The organism is Vibrio navarrensis (assembly GCF_000764325.1).
Taxonomy (GTDB): Bacteria; Pseudomonadota; Gammaproteobacteria; order Enterobacterales; family Vibrionaceae; genus Vibrio; species Vibrio navarrensis.
Genome location: NZ_JMCG01000001.1, coordinates 2,690,916 through 2,710,523 on the forward strand (window position 1 = coordinate 2,690,916; position 19,608 = coordinate 2,710,523).

Here is a 19,608-nt window from a genome sequence, read left to right on the forward strand (position 1 = left end):
TCCACTAAGAAAAAAACCGATTCAAAAGCATACATTTTGTCACTAAGTTAAGTGGGTGTATGTTGTTGAATTTGTTATCATTTCTAAATTGTTAAAGCGGTGTTGAATAATATTCTAGCCACATCGGAGTCTCCTCAATTTATAAGCCAAAGGCTTTTTTACGTAATGCATTCTTGTCCAGAACTTCAATTTGGCCAAATTGAGCTAATAGTGATAAATGAACGAAAATATTCACTTTGTGAATATTTTCTAACTTGGTTTCACCACCAGCAATTAAACTGGGCACAAAGCCAAACATTTCATCGGATTTTAACGCACCTAAATTTTTCACACATTGTTCAAAGAGGGGATTATCGTCCTCATCATCAATATCGTGCAAGTCAATTGTTTGTCCGCCAAAGAACCACTCGATGCGAGAGTTATGTTCTGGTCTTGGATCTCCCTCGCGCTCTATAATCCATCCTTTTGAAGTCGAAAGCTTATATTTCTGACCCGTTTCTTCACCCCAAAGAAATAAATCACCAAAGGCATTACGAGCAAATACATGGTAAATGTCATGATCAAGAATATCTGTTGGTGACAACCATTCATCTACTATGTCCTCGAAATCTTCTGGATTTACTATCCAAAAAAGTCCATCATGAAAACCACAAAACCCATATTCTCGCCAGTATTCTAGCAAACGCGAAGGAAGTTTACCTTTGTATCTATTAATAGTCTCTGTGCTACATGGCACTTGTTCAAACGGAGTTGAAAACTTTTCCAAAAAGTATTCAAAGTCTTCGTCTAATTTAAATGAGGATGTCATTTTTATTTACCTTATTTGCATCGTGTAAGTTCTACATTCATTTGTGCATTTGGACCAAACTCAGTTAAAGCTTTCTCTGCCGCTTCGTCAATACCTGTTATCCTGCCTGCTTTTGACCACTGTGAACCAAGCGACGAGTTTACATTTGTGTTACCCAAACGGTTTATTTTATCATCACCGCCTGCGATCATATCAGGATCGTGGAGTGCTGCTAATTCCTCTAATGTTTTTTCTGTTTCTGTGATCGCTAGCCGTTCAGCTTCCCTTGCTGACTTCCCTTGTTTACGGTAACTCTTTATTAGAGACTCTCGAATCTCCTTGGTGTAATCTTTTCTCGCTGCATTTTGTGCTTTACTGCCACCTGTTAAAATTCGACGCGCTTTCTTGTGACCATGCTCATCAATTAAATCTTTGAGAACTTGCCTATTTTGTAAGTATTTACCAACAGTCATTTTATTAATGCCTGTCTGCTGATCTTTAAGCTGGCGATAGAATTCTTTTTCAAGTTTTGGTTTATTACCTGAAAAGCGTTTAGCTTTGAGTAGATCATCACCCGGCTTAAAACAAGGTGGTTTATGTTTGTTCATTTCTAGGCGTTTAGGCTTAATCCCCGGCAACTCACTCCCTTTCGGTGTGTCCAATTGTTTCGCTGCGGATGTTAAATTATCACTGCCCTTTGCTGCTGTCTCAGTGGCCGCATTGAGTGCTTTGTTGCCATATTTGGCCGCTGTCGCTCCTTGTCCGGCAATCGGAACCATGGCCATCGCAGAGATTAACGCGTTGGCATAATCTCCCTCGGCAGCATACAACAACGTATTCGCCAAATCAGGGATGATACCAAAAGCAGGCGTCATCCCCGCTCCATCAAGGAATAAATGAATATCATCGGAATTGACCTGATTCACATCAGACATCCCAGCATTAAGTTGATAAGTGGGGCTAGACGTTTTTAGCGTACTCGAATAGTTACCTGACCCCATAGCGTAGAATATCTGTTGTTGGGGTTCGACGTCATTGGCTCCAGCTGTGATGGCGGGGCGATCTTCTTTCGCACATAAACCCGTTGGGTCCACCCACATCACTGGATTGGGCGTGTACTGATAGTGATTCAGCCCGCCCAATAAACCAATCGGGTCTGGTTGGATAAAACGGCCTGTGCGCGGATCGTAGTATCGCGCGAGGTTGTAGTGCAATCCCGTTTCAGCATCATGGTACTGCCCCTGAAAACGCAGTGGGTTGGTCACTTGCTCTATCTCGATATGTGCCGTGCCCCACGTCTCGTAGTGCGCTTGCCAAACAATCTCGCCTTGGGAAGTCACTAGCCGTAACGGGGTACCAAGATGGTCACACTGGTAAAAATAACATTGCCCATCTTGCACCAACATGCTCGGAATATGACTTTCTGGCTGGTAGAAATACCAGCGGTATCGACCTTGGTGGTACTCGCCGATTAACTGGCTATCCTGCCAAAGAAACTCGGTAACACCTGCTTCTGTGACTTTGCGGCTGCGACGGCCTAACGCGTCATACTCGTAATAGGCTAATTGGTCATCACACTGCACTTCAACTAACTGATTGAGCGCGTTAAAGCGGCGGCTCTGCTCTTGGCCCTGCCCTTCTGCTTTGATTTGATTACCATGAGCGTCGTATTCATACTCTATGCGCACTCAACGATACTACGTTTAACTGACCGTGTTGATGGTAACGGTAGGCAATGCGTATAACCCTTGGGCTTGTTCACTCAACACACCATCAGGTTGATAGTCATATTAACCATCTGCCTTTAAAAAAGTGCAGGCTTTGACCTCTGCACTTTCATCCCATCCAGCGTTCAAGTTAACGGGTGTAGCGGCCGCTTTTTACCTCGTCCAGCCAGCGTCCATCCACTAACGCCGGAGGCAAAAATGGACCAGAGACTTGCAACTCATTGCCTCGGTCATGCCACATGCATGCCATACCTAACAATGGGATATTAATAAAACTTTGTACTGCGATAATCATCATAGTGATAACGAACTTCTCGTTGATGTTCATCATGTTCACTGTACAAACGTGCTTGAATGCGCTGGCTACATTCAGCGTATTCCAACGCAAACAACATCCCACCAGGATAAGCGTAGGAGTGCTGCTATTTTGGGTTAAAATGAGCATTATTTACAGTTAACTAACAGATACACAGCCACTCAATGCGAACTAGCCGTAACTTTTTCAGCTAGAGCTAGAATAGTTATGGGTGACTGCTTAGATATGAAGTAAACGCTTAATTATCCAACGAAGGGCGTAAGTTTTCACGCATGGCGCGGTAGTTGGCCGGCCCCATGTTCCAACGTTCACGATCATTAAACTCAAAGTCGATATGAATTTTTCCGGCTGAAGTCATCTGAATCAACAGCTGTACAAATTCATGTCCACAGGCTTGGCGAATTGCTTCACGGAATTCAAGTATTTTATTATCCAGCACCATAATGTCAGACTCTACTTCAGCTGATGCAGGGATTACCTTATCACCGACGTACATGAAACCTGAATTGGCCATATGACCATCCCCCACATCAAATACAAAGGCTAGACCATCCCAGCTTTCAGTTTCAACAACATCCTCACAACGCAAAATCAGCTCGCCTAACTCTTGTATGTATTTTGGATCTATATTCATTGTACTTACCCTTTAAATATAATTTTGCATATCTGTACGGTTAACACGTTTAAACTCTTCGCCTTTTTTGTTATCAAATCGGTGTCGGCGCTTAAACACCCTATCTCCGGTGGCTGGGTCAAACACTTGATATTGTGCAACAATGTTTTCCGGGCGCTCAGCACCTGGTGGATCGAGTTTAACAGTAACACGAACCTCACAGCCTTCTGCAATCCAATCCGCCCACTCGTTTTCCATAGTTTTATACGCACCACGGTTTAAATTTGCATTTTGTGGGAATAGGTTTTTCAAGCCCTGATCATTCATAAAGCGATGACCAATCAGATGCCCACCATCATCATCACTTAACCGTTCATCACCACCGACCGACTGTTGAAGTTTTTTCTCTATAGACGACCGCTTGCCAGCGTGAGTGTTAGATAAGACGGCTGAGACAGATACGGGACAACCGTCCATATCTACTACCCATACTGCTTTGCTATTATCAACTACATCTGTAATGGTCAGCCTGTCTGGTGTTTGTAGTAGGGTGCCATCATCCAATCCCTGCTTAATCTGCGCTGGCGTAGCGACTCCCGCTTCGGCCAGAGCATACAGTTTATCACTGGTGTTTTGGTCTATCACGTTTTTATCAACCGAATCGCTGAGTGCCGAACCCAGTTTTTCTAGGTCCGTACTTTTCTTCGATGATGTTGTGCTAGATAGCTGCCCCACAGAGCTGCTGGCTAACGTAGTCGACTGATAACTCGCCGGAAGGGTACTCGTGATGAGCGTTTGCTGCGGATTCTCCGCTAAGGCGTCGACAGAGAGTGTGCTATCTTCTTTTGCGCACAGCCCTGTGGGGTCCACCCACATCACTGGATTGGGCGTGTACTGATAGTGATTCAGCCCGCCCAATAAACCAATCGGGTCTGGTTGGATAAAACGGCCTGTGCGCGGATCGTAGTATCGCGCGAGGTTGTAGTGCAATCCCGTTTCAGCATCATGGTACTGCCCCTGAAAACGCAGTGGGTTGGTCACTTGCTCTATCTCGATATGTGCCGTGCCCCACGTCTCGTAGTGCGCTTGCCAAACAATCTCGCCTTGGGAAGTCACTAGCCGTAACGGGGTACCAAGATGGTCACACTGGTAAAAATAACATTGCCCATCTTGCACCAACATGCTCGGAATATGACTTTCTGGCTGGTAGAAATACCAGCGGTATCGACCTTGGTGGTACTCGCCGATTAACTGGCTATCCTGCCAAAGAAACTCGGTAACACCCGCTTCTGTGACTTTACGGCTGCGACGGCCTAACGCGTCATACTCGTAATAGGCTAATTGGTCATCATACTGCACTTCAACTAACTGATTGAGTGCGTTAAAGCGGCGGCTCTGCTCTTGGCCCTGCCCTTCTGCTTTGATTTGATTACCATGAGCGTCGTATTGAAAACGCCAACCCTGGTGCTCTAGCAATCGGTCTCCAAGCCGTTGGCTCGCTTGCCCTTGCGGATGGCCAAAGCCATCAAAGTGATATTTTTCTTCAATGTAAACCGATTTCGCCCGAGTAAGCTGACCGAGCGCGTCGTATTGGTAGTGCGTTGCACCACTCTCGCTATCTATCACGATGGCAAGATGCTGCGCAGCGTCGTAATGGTATTTGCGCGTTTTCTCTGGCCAACGCTGCAAATTCAAACGGCCAATGCCATCGAACTGCCTCTCTTCACTTTGTCCGCCGCAATAGAGACGGCAAATACGCCCCATCTCGTCGTACTCATACTGCACCGCCGCGGTTTGACACTCTTTGCGCTGTACACGCTGCAACTGGCCATACGCGGTGTACGCCAATATCATTGTTTCGCCATCAGGGAGGTCGATTTCGGCTAACTGCCCGCACGCATTGTAGCGATAGACAAAAGTATGATTGCCTTGTGTCTGTTCGCTAAGTAATCCATCGCTTTGATACTGGTTCTGAATGGTGCGTTTGGCATTGCTCGCCAAGCGCAGTTTGCTGCCAGCACTGAACTGAAAATAGTTTTCACACAGCCCGTATTCCCCACCCGCGCGCACTCGGCAAAGATTGCCATTAAGATCGTAATCAAACGCAACCTGCCTTTCTGCGCAGCGAAGGTGGGCTAAGCGGCCTGCAGCGTCATAGTCGTATTGGGTACAGATCCCGTCGAAATTGGTTATTTGTGCCAAATGTCCATCAGCAGAGAGAGTGAGATGGTATTGCACGCCATCACTGCGAGTGATCGCGGTGAGATTTCGCTCTCCGTCATACTCAAACGCCAGCGCACTGCCATCGGCGCGAATGATCGCTTCTGGTTGTGCCAGCTTTCCCCACTCAATGGCACTTCGCCCCGCTGGGGTCGTTATCTGCGTTAGGCGACCAAAATCATCATACTGATAGCTCACTTCTCGCTGCGTATCGTCTTTGCTGTTGAAGGCTTTGGTCTTCACTACCTGCCCATGGCTGTCTCGCTCAAAGGCGACCACCATTTCGTCTGGATAGGCGATACCGTCAAGGTCGTTGTGCTGATCATAACTGTAACGAAGTAAGGTTTGGTTGATTTGACGTGCTACGAGCTGCTGATTATCGTTCCACCACCATTGCTGCTTTTCACCTCGCGCGCTGTGACTTTGAATTAAGCGACCAAACTTATCGTATTGGTATTCGGTGACCGTGCCATCGGTGGCCGAACGCCACAATAACTGCCCCAGTGAGTTGTAATGCTGGTACTGCTTTTCACCATCCGGATGAAGCAACATCGTCTGCTGACCAAGTTGGTTGTACTGGTAGCGCGTGGTGGCTCCGGATGTATGTTGCTGGGCGATTTTTTGTCCATACTGATTGTATTGGAAACTCACACAACTGCCGTCGGGAAAATGTTCAGCCACTACTCTACCTAAGTGATCATAATCCCAGCGCCACTTACGCCCTTCAGGGCTGTGTTTTTCAAGCAACTTCCCTTGTGCGCTGTGCAGAAACAACCATTGATTGCCTAGCGTGTCACGAAAGCTTGAACGATCGTCTTGGTATGCGAAGCAGTAATCGTAGGTCTGGTCGTCGCCATAGTTACGCACGCATTTTGCTGCTGAGCCTTCTCCCGTCCACTCAAAATAGTGAGTAAAACCCGTGCAGCGCTGACGGCGAATGATCAGATGGCTTTGCGAGTAGGCATACTGCTCTGTTTGCGCCTGCTGATTGGTGGCAGCAATAAGGCAATCTTGTGGATCATAGCGATACTGGGCCAACACTCGCCCTGAGTGAGGCTCTCTCACTTCAATCAAATGCCCACGCTGATCATATTGAAACTCAAGAGATGGATGCTGATTGGTGCTGACACCGATCAAGCGATGTTTGAGCGAATAATTCAGTTCAACTCGTTGTAAAACGCTAGGGCGGATCTGTCTTAGCAGCCAGTGCTCATCCACATGCTCGAATTTGTACTGGACGCCATTTTTCAGGGTAACAAGGCGATACTTGTCATTCTGATAAAAACAACTGGCACCCACATAAGTCTGATAGCTCACCGCACCTTGATTGACGGCGGGAAACAGAATCGTATCGCCCATCTCATCCACAAACTGCCAGTGGCTCACTTCGCCATCTTCTGCTTGTACATCAAATAATTGCAAGTCAAAACTATGACGCCAACCGAAACCGATACCGCTGTCGCTATCACAACGTGATGACCGGTAAGTGCGGCTAAAGAGGACGGGATGATTCGCCACGTCACACAAGGTGAGAATTTCTTCTCCGGTAACCATAGATACCGGATCACCTGCCGTTTCATGGTTTCTGCTGCTTTCCGCCTGGGGCTCTTGGCTGACACTGCTTTGGCTCTCTTGCTGCGCGGACTTTCCATCCGCTGCAGGTTTTGCAGCCTGCACCTTTGGCGCTGGTACGGGCGCACTGGGTTTGACGCCCGCGGGATTAACGCTAGCTATCTGGACAACATGTAACCTGTTGTTGGTTAACGCATCGCTAAGCGGCGTCACATAGTCGGCAAACGTACATTTTTCACGGTATACCCCAACGGTTGGCTGAACACCTAGCCAACGTGCGATCTCTTCGATATCCGCTAAATTTGACAGCTTAAAGCGCTCAACAAACTGAGCTGCGACTGCTACGGTTGGAAATCGATACGATTTACCCTCAGCAAAGGGCTGATCAGAGAAGTGATGTAGTGAACCGTCGTAAGCGGTGAGTTGAACTATCCGTTGAATACTCATTTTATTTGACGTTTATTCTTCGCTGCGCCAGCGATATAAAACCCCTGCGGCCATACCGAGAGGATCGCAGTCCAGTTGTAATGCATGAAAATGGGCGTTAGGTGCTTGCTTTTGTTGTTCGTACAGCAGGAGGGCATTGAGCAACCCGCCCCCAGCTCCCAACTCGCCACTATTCAATTGATTAAAATGGTAGCGAGTTTGTTGGGTAATCCATGGCGAGAAACGGGGCAGATGATTTTGCCATTGCTCGCTCTCTTCGCCCTTTAGTGGCAAGCAGAGATCGGTTAATTCCTGTTTACATAACGAGGCGAGAGAAGGCATCACCGAGTCGCTACCACTGGCATAGGCTTGAGAATGCAGATCAATTTGTACCGGTGAAAATGCCAGACCAGTGCCCGTATCAACCGTGCGAGCCAGCAATAAGGAATCTGTTTTTGTCTCTTCAAAGCTCTGGTGTTCGATGCCTGAACAAAAAACCTCAGAGCTATCCAACGCAACAACCCAGCAACCGTAAGGTGAGTTCGCCAACTGAGCAATCCGCTTTAAGGCGACCAAAAATGACGCACTCCCATAGGGATAACAAAAAAGTGTTCTTTCATGCTCAGTCGAAGTGGGCAGTTTTTGTTGTACCGCTTTCAACACCTCTGCCACACTTTGCCTCTCTTTGATTTCGGGCAACAGCAAACAGAGCGGCGCCTCAGCAGGCACAAGGGCGAAGTGAACCGCATGATGATCAATCAGCTCAATCAAACGATGTACTAACGACGGAGATTGATGTGCAATCGCTCTACGAACGTTGCCAGTGAAATAGATGTCGTCACACCATTGTGGCAACTCCAGATCCTGCCAAGTAAAACCTTGATAAAGCGTTTGCTCACCAATAGCAATACATGCCGAGTCGAACAAAAGAGCCATTTAATCTCCGATCAACACGTTCGGTACACCCACCAGAATTTTGCCGCCGTGCGATGTACCATCGCCCATTCTTGCTGCGGGTTTTCCATTGATTTTCACTGATGAGGAGCCTTGAGAAATACTGTCGGGCGGGCCAATACAAATGAGCTTGTCGCCTTTTCTAGCGGCAGGCATACCGCAGATTTTGACATTAGGCGATCCCGCCACCACCGGACCACCGACATGAGGGACTTTGGCGGTCACTTTAGGACAGAGATGAAAACAACCGACAACGGATGCCGCTTTACCCATTTTGCGCTCCTTAGTTGAGTGAGATCTGGCCCGCTTTCAGGGCTATGGTTGAGCCATTAATGGCAATTTTCTTACCTTTAATGTTGATCTCACCAGAACTCGACATCTGGATCGAAGCACCTCCAACTTTGATTTCAATGCTTTTTCCAGCCGATAAAGAGAGCACTTCACCAATATCCAAACTGTAATTTTTGCCAATCTTGGCGGTAGTATTTTTGCCCACTTCGCAGGTGAGATTGTTGGTGATCTTCTCTGTTTTGTTGTTTTCGATCAGTACATCGGCGCTGTCTTCCACCTTCATTTGGAAGTTTTTCTCAGCGTGCAAGTAAACCTGTTCTTCGCCGGGCTTATCATCGAAGCGCAGTTCATTGAAATTCTCTGCCCCTTTTTCTACAGAACGGCTACGATAGCCACTCTGTGTTTTCTTTTCTGGCAAAGCAAAGGGCGGAGTTTGGGTACCGTTATACAAAGCACCTGTCACCAGTGGCTGATCGGGATCGCCGTTGATAAACTCGACGATCACTTCCTGACCAACTCGCGGTAGGAAGGAACTCCCCCACCCGTTCCCGGCAATTTGCTGCGCTACACGGATCCAACAAGAACTATTCACATCGTATTTGCCCTCTCTGTCCCAATGGAACTGAACCTTAATTCGGCCAAATTTATCAACGTAGATTTCGCCCTCTTTGTTTCCCGTGACAATGGCGGTATGCACTCCACGAATGAGAGGTTTGGCGTAGCTGACTGAAGGACGATGAACCGTACCGGATTCGACGCAGGTGAAGAAGACCCTAACGCCTTGCTCTGAGCTGCCCCCTTTACCAGTTTGGTTAAACACTGCAGCACTCACTACGACAGACGAGAGTACGTATTCCTTGCCCACTCGGTTACTGTCTTCATGCTTGGCAAACTTGAAGCTTTTCGCCACCGAAAACGTACGACAACTGGATTCACCGGAGCAGACATACCCATTTTGTTGGATAGACTCGATACTGTGCGTATTGCGCAGTTTGTACTGATCACTGGTTTCCGTTTCACCAAGATACTCAAAGTACTCGCTAGCGGGGACGGTAAAGAGAGCAGAACCGCCCACGGCGGTATTTTTCGGAGCTGAAGAGGGCTTCTCCATATTAAAACCCGCTTTATGGCTACGCTTTGTCACAAGAGTTTGCATTTCGTTCCACGATGAAATGTGCCCAACTTCGGCGCTGCCCGTGTCGAAATCGACGGTGAATTCGGTGCCCGGCTTGTAGTAGCTGATGTCATCGAAAATCTCTAAACGATGTGCAGAACTGCTATGAGTAAAACAAAAAGAGAGTCCTTCCTCTGCCATTAAACGCTTCACAAATAACAGATCAGATTCTTCATACTGAACTTTGTAGGTATACTTTGCATAGGATTTGTTCAATTTGAATGAAAAATCAACGCCATGTTCACCCAAAATTAACGACAGAATCTCTTTAATATCTTTGTTTTGGAAAATGCGGCTATTTACCCGATACTCAGAAAACTTAAGTCTCGGTTCGACAATAATTTCAATATTTTTATAGTTGTCGCCTTGGTGAACTTTGGTCACTCGACTACCTAATAGTCTCGCTTTTGATACTATGCCATGAAAATAGCGCGGCTCTGCTGTCACTTTTTCATGATTCTTCATTGTCACGATAACAGGCTTACCGAGTATTTGATTGAGTTCACCTTTTTGTCCATTAAAGTAGCCAAGCACTTGCAATGAAAAAAGCTCTGATATTTCTTCCCGATACTCAAATGAGTTGAGAATGATAGCGTCTTTACCATAGGGGGTCGATATACTAATAAAGTTGTTATCTTGTGTAGCTTTTTTCATTGCAGACTTCTTTTAGAAATAAGCGGAGGAACATATCCTCCGCAAAATAAATTACATTTGCTGACCTTTAACGCCGCTGTAACCGTATACCAACGGTGCAGAAGTGTTGTTTTTGTCGTCAGTTGGTGTAACTGTCATCATCATTTCAGTGTAAGAAATCGTGATGGTTTCAATTGGACGATCGTCTTGAATTGAAACTGCGTAGTTAGAAATCATCGCATCAGTCAGCTCAATCTTCATGATTTCTTCGATTTTCTCACCTTGCTTGGTAATGTGGAAAACCGCTGGCTTACCTTTACCGATGGTCGCTTCTTTGAACAGATCTGGTGAAGAACGATCTTGAAGCTTAGTGATTGTCATGTCGTAAAGACGAGTTGAGCTCGCTTCACGGTCCATTGCAGTACCAGTGTAAGAAGAAATCTCACGACCTACACTCCAATCAACTGAAAGAAGAGTAATTAGGTCCTTGTACTGTTCTGCGGTAGCTTCACCTTTAATATCAGCATATTTCAGGTAGGTATTTGACTGCATGCTAATCTCCTATAGCATTTGATTAATAAAACTCAATATGAGTAAGGTTTTTCTTGATGCAAGGTTTTAATTAATAACAAATGTATCAAATAAGGGAATTTAAATACGCACTTTTATAACCGAGATTAATTTCCTTTAATAGATCAAAATATCATACGAGGCTGATATTTTGATCTTACTCCCAAATAAAAATATTCATCTCCGGTGTTATTGTATCGAGACGAGTAAGTCGTCTAACTCGCCTTGAATAACTACTTTATCAACAGGAGTATCATTTAAAACGGCATTTAAAATCGCATCTGATATTTTGGGCAGCAATCGATTTTCAATAACTGTTTGCAATGCTCGTGCACCACTTCCAGATTCATTACAATTATCAACTATGCTGCCAATTAATTTGGCACAAATCTCAGTTTCAGCTTTGTAATTATTTTCAATCCGTTTTCTTATTTTTGATATTTTCAAATCTGCGATCTTAATTAAGACGTCTCGTGAAAGCGGTAAATAAGGAATCACATTAACCCGACCTAAAAAGGCAGGTTTAAAGTCTTTCAGTAGATCGTCTCTTAGTGCTTCTTTTAGTGTGTCTGCATCTGGCGCGAGCTCAGGGTCTTGAAACAGTTCCATCGTGGTATCCGTCCCTGAATTGGATGTCATAATCACTATGGTATTTTTGAAATCGATGTCCCGACCTTCACCATCTTTGATCATGCCTTTATCGAATACCTGATAGAAAATGTCCTGCACGCCCGGATGAGCTTTTTCCATTTCATCCAACAGGATCACGCTATACGGTTTTCTCCGCACGGCTTCTGTTAGTATGCCACCTTCTCCATAACCAACGTACCCCGGTGGAGAGCCGAGCAGTAGTGACACTTTGTGTTCTTCTTTAAACTCCGACATGTTGATGACGGTGATGTTCTCTTCACTGCCATACACCTGTTCGGCAATTGCCAAAGCGGACTCCGTTTTCCCGACGCCGCTAGGCCCGACCAAGAAAAAGATCCCGTTCGGTTTTGATTCATCATTTAGCTGCGCGCGCGCCGTTTTAATCACTTCTGCCATTTTAGCCAAGGCGTGATCTTGTCCCACGACCCGTTCACACAAGTGATGCTGCAAATTCAAAATCGCTTTCACTTCGTCATTTTTTAGCTTACCAAGTGGAATGCCTGTCCAATCGGCAATGATTTCTGCCACCAAGGTTTCATTCACATGGGAGAAAACGAGCGGAGTCGGATTTTCCGCTAACTCTTTTTCAATCGACACCAGTTGCTGCGCTTTCTCTGCAGAAGGCTGCTGCAATATCTCAGCGCGAAGCGCTTTTGCCGCGCTGACCGCTTCATTTTCTCGCTGCCAAACGCTTTCTAGCTGTGCAATGTCATCGTGCAATGCGCTGATTTTTACTTCCAGCTCTCCAATGAGCTGATGATGGGATTGACCAAAGGACTGTTCGTTCAACAATTGATTCAATTGATTTTCAGCCATTTGTCGTTGTTTGCGTTTTTGATCAAGCGCACCAGGTACCGCGTTTTGACTCAAGGCCACGCGAGAGCAAGCGGTATCTAACACCGACACTGCTTTATCCGGAAGCTGTCGCCCACTGATATAGCGATCAGAAAGCGTTACCGCCGCTTTTAGCGCTTCAGCGGTAATATGCACCCCATGGTGGTGCTCCATCACATTCAACAGGCCGCGCAGCATTTCGACTGCCAGCTCGGCTGTTGGCTCTTCGATTTTGACTACTTGGAAACGACGGGTGAGCGCAGCATCTTTCTCGACGTATTTCTTATACTCGGCCCACGTTGTCGCAGCAATGGTACGTAATTCACCGCGTGCCAATGCGGGTTTAAGAATGTTCGCAGCGTCTCCCTGACCGGCCTGAGCGCCCCCACCAATCAAGCCATGTGCTTCATCGATAAACAGAATGATAGGCACTGGGGATTCTTTCACTTCTTTGACTACATTCTTAAGACGATTTTCAAACTCGCCTTTCATGCCTGCGCCAGCTTGCAGAAGGGCGAGGTCCAAGGATTTGATCTGCACATTTTTCAGCGCCGGTGGAACATCGCCGCTCGCAATTTTCAGTGCCAAACCCTCGACGACAGCCGTTTTCCCCACGCCGGCTTCCCCCGTTAAAATCGGGTTATTTTGTCTGCGACGTAGCAAAATATCGCTCATCAAACGAATCTCGTCGTCTCGACCAATCACTGGATCAATTTCCCCAGCCCTCGCCTGCTCGGTCAAATCGATGGTGAACTGCTCCAAGGCTTGAGTCGATACCTTGCGATTAGCCGCCTCCGCTTGAGGCGATTTAACATAGTTCCGGCTGAACTGGAGCAATGCATCGGGGTCGATCTTCTTCAACTCCGGGCTAAAACTGCTCGAAAAAGCGAATAGGGTATCGTCTGAGAGAAAAGCATGCAGTAAATGGATTGGAGCGATTTTCTGCGCCTCAAACGCGATCGTTGCGGTCATCCAGGCATTTTGCAAAATGGTAACCGTATGAGAAGAGAGCCCAGGAACAGTTTGACAGCCCGTTTTAAACTTCTCCAGTTGTAGCTGAACATCACTCTGTAGCTTGGCGAGATCGACCGAAAAAGAGCGGTACATTTCCAGCTCAAAACTGCCCGCTCCCTGAATCATCGTCAGCAACCAGTGAGCAATTTCGATACTGTAATGCGTTCTTGAACTGGCGAGGGCCGCAGCCTGCTCCAACGACCCCTTTGCTTCGGGAGTCAGTTTTTCAACCAACGCTGATAGTGATAAAGACGTCATGAATCATCCTTTCAGATTGTTATCGTTATTTGTTCATCGACGACGAGATTCTTCGCCGCCAGTACACTTCCTTTGCCAAGGATCCCAAGCCCCTTGCTAAGATTTGCTTTCGGAAGCAGGCGGCGATCTGCCGTCAGTTTCCACTTAATTTGTTTGCTTCTTCCAAGCAGTTTTTCAATCAAGGCTTTTGTTTGCTGCAGGCGTTCGCTGTGCAATAAATCTCGAAGTGCCTGCTCTTCTGTCGCGATAAATTCCACTTCAAATCCGACACTCATGTTCCAGCTTCGTTTTCCCAGTAGCGCGCCACCACCTAGCTGAGCAAACTGTCCTTCAGGTTGGATTCGACTGCAAAGACGGCTTTGTTCATCCTTATCAATATCAAACCAACGTCCTTTAAATTCATGCAGATGCACCAAACAACCCGATTGCATTTCGAGCAAGCTCTTGACCATCGCTTTACTGCGTAAGCGATGTTGAAAGGCCCCACCAAGAAAAATCGCCTCATCTCCTTGCTCCCCCGTCAACGCGTTGAGAATGGTATGAATGGCCGATGAGTGACCACGGGCTACACGCTGCAACTGGGCTGGCAACTGCGATGACTGCCAGCAGCGATAGTAAAGCGACAGTAACCTATGATTAAAAATGTCGAAGAAGTCCGACATCGCCTCATCATTTTCACGCTGTCTCTGCATCACCCGTTCACTGTAGTGATTGGGCAGGACACCTTGCTCACCCGTTAACCCGATTAAATTGGTTTTAATACGGAGTTGATGGGCGGTTTTCTTTTCTATGCTGACAAGTTGGTTAGCTTCGTAGCCCATTCGTTGTTGTACTGAAAGGGCAATGCGTTCCCGCTCTGGCAAGGTGTCACTTCCCAGATGACTATCGCCTCGTAAATAGTGCTGTTCCAGCAGATGAATGGCTTCAAACAGAGGCGATGTTTCCAAGGTGTCAAAAAACTCCTGCTCTGTCATAGCAGCTCCTTTTCTCCTGCACTGGCGGGCCAGCGAAAAAAGCGCTCCCCTGTTGAGGTCAGCGTAATGGTCAACTGAGTGAAGGTATTGATTTCAGCAAACTGGGAGAAATAGGCAGAGAGCACGTTCCCCAAAAAGAAGATCTGTTCTCGCGAAAGAATCTGCTCTGAGATCTGTAACGTAATCGCCGTGCCGTTGCAGAAACCCACTCGGCCATTTTGCACCACTCTGCCGGTTGTTAGCGTCGTCTTCATCCCTTTAATGGCGTCAATCAGCGCTTTGGTTTCCGGCGTGCCGCGAAAAGCCAATAGACTGAGTACTTGTCGCAAGTTCTCAGCGCCAGCGTCATCGCTGAAATGATTCAGCGTCAGTAACTTGGCAAATTGCCAGCGTGAGCTTTCGTCCATCTCGGCACGAACCGTTTCCGTAGGGGTCGACAAACATTTGATCTTACTGAAATTATCTTTGCAATCCGGCATCGATACTTGTGGCAGGCCGCCGCCAAAAGGAATTTTTGCGGCAAGATTTCGGTTACAACACCACGCCTCAACCGACATCAGCCAGTTTTCTCTCGATTCTGGGCAAAAGAGTTGGTGCTGCTTATCCACAACCGAAACAAATGCTTCACGTCCTGGCTCATCAAAGCCCCCCGCCCAATTTTTATCTTCTCGGCGCAAAACCCAATATATTTCCGGTTGAGTGCGGTAGTTAGTGTGCTGGCCAGCATAAAACGGCGGCAAATTATCATATACCTTGTTCCAGTTTCTCAGCGTGACGTTATCGATACTGACCACTTCACTTGACTCTGGCTCCATATACTCGGCATGAAGCTGGTACTCATACTCAGAAGGTTGAACGCGAACAGGCTTCATTTTCGCCTTATACAAATTGATAACTGGCGTGCATCCTAGTTGAACATTATCGCTGGTAATCTGCTTCTCTAACCAATCGTTCGATTCATTGAAGTAAAACCATATCTCGCCTTGAGGTTCGCTGTCGAAAGCTCGGAAGTCCAAATCCAGCAAATCAAAGAAGAGGAATTTTTCTGGGAAATGTAGGTACTCAATCAACATTCGGGTACCGGAGAAGCTGCGTTTGCTGTAGGGCACGACTTTTTCTTCATCGCAAAAGCCGACTGCTTTGAGATGACGTGGAGTCAGTTCTTTTTTGCTGCGCCCTTTCTGCACTAACGCGATGCCGATACAGGACTTGAACAGACTTTGATAGAGCTGCAAAGCCACTTGAGACTGTCCATTAAGATAAAAACGCAATTTCTTATCTGAACTATCGGCAAGGCTGATTTCATCACTATTACTGCATAAACTCAGCTTCAACACTGACTTTGCATCGGCTTCAATACGGGCATCTGCGCCGCTAAAAGGGGCATTTTCCAGCTTAGCCTCCGCCACATCAAAAGGTAGAACCTGAGTGTCATAGCAGGTGAGGAAATCGCACTCTTTAAAACCGGGGGCGGTAATGGTAACCCGCTCGCCAGCAGGCACAGTCACCGTTGATGTCGCAGAGCTCGAACCATTGACTTTGATCACCGACATAGAGGGAATCGGTGCATGAAAGTCGGGAAATAATTGGCCAATGAGCGCTTCCGTTAATTGTGGAAAAGCGTTATCTAAACTTTGTCGAATGCGCGCCGTGAGAAAGGCACACCCTTCTAATAGACGAGACACGTGCGGATCTTCAACCACTTCTTCGCTTAAACGCAATCTGGCTGCTATTTTAGGATACTGCTCGCCAAATTCATGGCCTTTATGTCTCAGGTAGACCAGCTCACGATTGTAGTATTTTAAAAACTCTTCACTCATTTCGCTTTACTCAGTTTTATCCCTAAGCTCACGGGTTCAACCTCTGAATCCATCACTAGCTCCTGCTCTGTGCTGTCGATGATGCAGGTGGCGCGAATTCGCAGTTTTAAAATGCGGTCTAGCGGGTTTTTGTCTTCGGCAATCGTCACGCTTACAGAGGTCAACCGTGGTTCAAACTGCACAATAGTCTCTTGCACCAAACGGCACAGATGCTGCTGCCCATCAGCACTGCTAAAAGGCATGGATGAAAAATCCGGTAAACCGTAACGAAGAATGGACGAATGCACTTCTCGTAGCTCTTCCGATACGGCTAACCAGCTTATTCTGCTGTTAAGCAGTGCTTCTAAATCAGAACGGATAGAATCCATTAACGCCTGACGTGTTAGTGGATAGTACCTGTCGTAGCTGCTGCTAGGGTCATGATCCACCAACTTGTCGAGCAAAGAAGGCGTCAGGCTAAAATCACTCATTCCGTTGCAGCCAACGCAACTCGCTCAATGGTTTGCAACTGCGATAGCGCAATCGCCCCTTCCCCTGCCAACCACATTTTTTGCCCCATGCCCAAACAATGTTCGGTGCCTAAAAGCGTTTTCCAATCCGTTTCGCGACCAAGCTTGTGTTGATCTGTTTCAGAGTCGACATACGTCATTGGGAAATGGGCTTCCCCTTCACCGAGGCCGTCAATATCAAACTCACAAGGACGCCAGATGTTTTCTAAAAGATTGGTTGCAGGTTTCAGTTGTAAAGAGTTCACTTGGTTAAGTGGCACCAAAAAATAGTTTCCGGCTGAAGAGAAGAGCTCAATAAAGCCTGCCAGTCGATCATCAAGATCACGGACATCTTCATAAGTTTGGCCATTAATGGAGAAAGTCGCTTTGGGTCTCGCGGTTTCGGCCTTTTCACACACCTCGACGAGTTCTTCGCCATCTTGATTAAGCAGTGCCAAGCTAAAGCGAACGAGCGTATTGTTTTGGCTGTCATTACCACTGACAAACTGTGCGCTGGCTGCGCCACCAGCAAAATCGACACGCGCTTGCGCTGCTTTAACTAGGTGACGAATTTGGCTCGCACCCGCCAGATATTCGGGAAAAAGCTTGATTGCCTGCATCAATTGCTCATCGGCACGTTCAAAGTCACCTTGCAGGCACAGCACTTCAATAAATGCACTGCGTAAAGTGGCGTTTTTCGGGTCTTGTTTTATTGCGCTGACTAAAGCCTCTTTCGCCTGTTGCAGTTCGCCCTGATTAATCTGTTGTTGCCAATCTGACATTGTGACTCCTTATAGTATGTGTTCCGGTGATAGCTCAGTAATAAGCTTGATGGATGACACCATCTGGTCCAGTTGAAAATGAGGACGTAAATGGATCACCGAATAGTAGTTGCCCGGACTGCCAAGCTTTTCCGTTACTTTGATGCGCGCTTCATTGAGCGGGTACTTTGCCCTCAACTCATCTGACGCTTCGTCCGACGCCGTTGTGTATTTATGCAACCACGTCTGAAAATCTCGTTCGATGCTCTGCGCATCCTGATAGCTACCAATGCGATCTCGCCCCATCACTTTGATATAGTGGGCAATTCTTGATACACACAAGGTGTATTGCAGCATTGAAGAAAGCCGCGCGTTGACATTCGCACCTTTCGCCAAAAATGATTGCGCTTTATGCAGCGAGATATTCGACGTAAAACTGATAAATGGTGTTTCCGCCACGGGAGAGAGCGGAATAAATCCACAGTCCGAGAGCTCTTGCTCACGCCGCTCTGTAACTTTCAAATTGAGCGGCGCTTTAAAGCGCTGCCCTTTACCCGGTAGTGAGACTTGACTCATGGACGGGGGCTGAATGATGCCCTGTGAATAGTCACCCGTCTTATGCCCTCGAATATGCGTAAACCAGCCGTACTCCTGAAACGCACGCATAATCACGGCTGCAAAACAGAATGAGGCATTGCCCCACAATAGATCCTGATGAGAGTCGCGGATACGTTCGTTGTAAACAAAGCGATCGCCTCTTGAACCATCGCTGCAATATGGCTGACGGTAGAGCACATTCGGCATCGTCAAACCGACAAAACGCACGTCGTCGGTTTCTCTTAATCTTCGCCAGCTCATGTACTCGTTTTGCTCAAACTGGGTGTAAATATTGCCAATCGAAGCAATGTCAGCAAAATGGTCAGTACCAAATACCCCGGGCTTTACCGACATAATCAGAGGACTAAACGCCGCCGCGGCAGACTGTGCCAACTTCGCGAGGATGCTGACATCGCGATCCAAGGCGTTTCTGCCCAACGACTGGCCTAAATAGTAGTCTCCGACCAAGAGTCCGAAAGGTTCCCCTCCGGGCATCGAATATTCATTTTGATAGACCAGTTTAAACAGCGCCGACTGATCAAATTCAATCGCACGGGTGGCGTCTTTGGCTAACTCATCCCAAGTACAAGCCAGTACTTTGATCTTGACCTGTTCCTCGGCATTGCGATCTTTCTGCTCGACTAAATAGTGTAATCCTCGCCACGTCGACTCGAGATCCTGCAACGTTTTGCAATGGAGAATCTCATCCAACTGCTGGTTGAGCTGAGCATCAATCTGCTCAATTGTGCTCAAAATGCTGTGAACAAACTCCTCTCGGTCTTTAATCCCTGCAAATTCAACCCAATACCGAGCGGCCTGATTGATATCTTGGGTATCCAAAAAACGGTCGATCCAATGGCTCATGGCCAGAGGTTGCTCTGGCGTCGCACGCTGATGGGTTAGCTGTTCTGCTGAGACAAAATTCATC

Annotated in this window: 15 protein-coding genes; all 15 read right to left on the reverse strand. The window is 47.0% G+C overall.

The annotated features are described in order from the left end of the window. Window positions 1-139: 139 nt before the first annotated feature. The 15 genes from EA26_RS11935 to tssC all read right to left on the reverse strand — a co-directional run bounded on the left by EA26_RS11935 (window position 140) and on the right by tssC (window position 19,607). Window positions 140-808 (reverse strand): GAD-like domain-containing protein, encoded by a 669-nt coding sequence (locus EA26_RS11935; RefSeq protein ID WP_039427721.1) that lies wholly within the window; start codon window positions 806-808, stop codon window positions 140-142. Between the two features lie 11 nt (window positions 809-819). Beyond that, entirely contained in the window at window positions 820-2,475 is a 1,656-nt protein-coding gene (locus EA26_RS20490; RefSeq protein ID WP_081947070.1) for a polymorphic toxin type 15 domain-containing protein, read from the reverse strand. Between the two features lie 169 nt (window positions 2,476-2,644). Then, window positions 2,645-2,902, reverse strand: a complete 258-nt coding sequence (locus EA26_RS11945) for an immunity 49 family protein (RefSeq protein ID WP_152593686.1) — start codon at window positions 2,900-2,902, stop codon at window positions 2,645-2,647. Between the two features lie 166 nt (window positions 2,903-3,068). Further along, complete coding sequence (locus EA26_RS11950) at window positions 3,069-3,464, reverse strand: hypothetical protein (RefSeq protein WP_039427723.1); 396 nt, start codon at window positions 3,462-3,464, stop codon at window positions 3,069-3,071. Window positions 3,465-3,476: 12 nt separating this feature from the next. Further along, window positions 3,477-7,682: an RHS repeat-associated core domain-containing protein gene (locus EA26_RS11955; protein WP_052079737.1), complete on the reverse strand. Its 4,206-nt coding sequence runs from the start codon at window positions 7,680-7,682 to the stop codon at window positions 3,477-3,479. 12 nt (window positions 7,683-7,694) lie between these two features. Beyond that, window positions 7,695-8,597 (reverse strand): hypothetical protein, encoded by a 903-nt coding sequence (locus EA26_RS11960; protein ID WP_052079215.1) that lies wholly within the window; start codon window positions 8,595-8,597, stop codon window positions 7,695-7,697. Further along, the gene (locus tag EA26_RS11965; protein ID WP_039427724.1) at window positions 8,598-8,888 is read right to left on the reverse strand and encodes a PAAR domain-containing protein; all 291 of its coding nucleotides are present in this window, start codon (window positions 8,886-8,888) and stop codon (window positions 8,598-8,600) included. Between the two features lie 10 nt (window positions 8,889-8,898). Next, window positions 8,899-10,734, reverse strand: coding sequence for a type VI secretion system tip protein TssI/VgrG (gene tssI, locus EA26_RS11970; protein WP_039427725.1), 1,836 nt, complete (start codon window positions 10,732-10,734; stop codon window positions 8,899-8,901). Between the two features lie 51 nt (window positions 10,735-10,785). After that, on the reverse strand, window positions 10,786-11,265 hold the full coding sequence (locus EA26_RS11975; protein WP_039427731.1) for an Hcp family type VI secretion system effector: 480 nt from the start codon (window positions 11,263-11,265) through the stop codon (window positions 10,786-10,788). Window positions 11,266-11,472: 207 nt separating this feature from the next. Then, the gene (gene tssH / locus EA26_RS11980; RefSeq protein ID WP_039427733.1) at window positions 11,473-14,040 is read right to left on the reverse strand and encodes a type VI secretion system ATPase TssH; all 2,568 of its coding nucleotides are present in this window, start codon (window positions 14,038-14,040) and stop codon (window positions 11,473-11,475) included. 11 nt (window positions 14,041-14,051) lie between these two features. After that, the gene (tssG, locus tag EA26_RS11985; protein ID WP_039427734.1) at window positions 14,052-15,014 is read right to left on the reverse strand and encodes a type VI secretion system baseplate subunit TssG; all 963 of its coding nucleotides are present in this window, start codon (window positions 15,012-15,014) and stop codon (window positions 14,052-14,054) included. Next, window positions 15,011-16,834 carry a type VI secretion system baseplate subunit TssF gene (gene tssF, locus EA26_RS11990; RefSeq protein WP_039427736.1) on the reverse strand — a complete coding sequence of 608 codons (1,824 nt, stop codon included), beginning with the start codon at window positions 16,832-16,834 and terminating at the stop codon, window positions 15,011-15,013. The genes tssG and tssF overlap by 4 nt, the downstream gene beginning before the upstream one ends. Next, window positions 16,831-17,304: a type VI secretion system baseplate subunit TssE gene (tssE, locus tag EA26_RS11995; RefSeq protein WP_039427737.1), complete on the reverse strand. Its 474-nt coding sequence runs from the start codon at window positions 17,302-17,304 to the stop codon at window positions 16,831-16,833. Before tssE ends, tssF begins: the two co-directional genes overlap by 4 nt. Continuing rightward, window positions 17,301-18,104, reverse strand: coding sequence for a type VI secretion system accessory protein TagJ (locus tag EA26_RS12000; protein ID WP_039427738.1), 804 nt, complete (start codon window positions 18,102-18,104; stop codon window positions 17,301-17,303). The genes tssE and EA26_RS12000 overlap by 4 nt, the downstream gene beginning before the upstream one ends. A 9-nt stretch (window positions 18,105-18,113) precedes the next feature. Next, a complete protein-coding gene (tssC, locus tag EA26_RS12005) occupies window positions 18,114-19,607 on the reverse strand; it encodes a type VI secretion system contractile sheath large subunit (RefSeq protein WP_039429082.1) in 1,494 nt (497 codons plus the stop codon). Between the last annotated feature and the right edge of the window lies 1 nt (window position 19,608).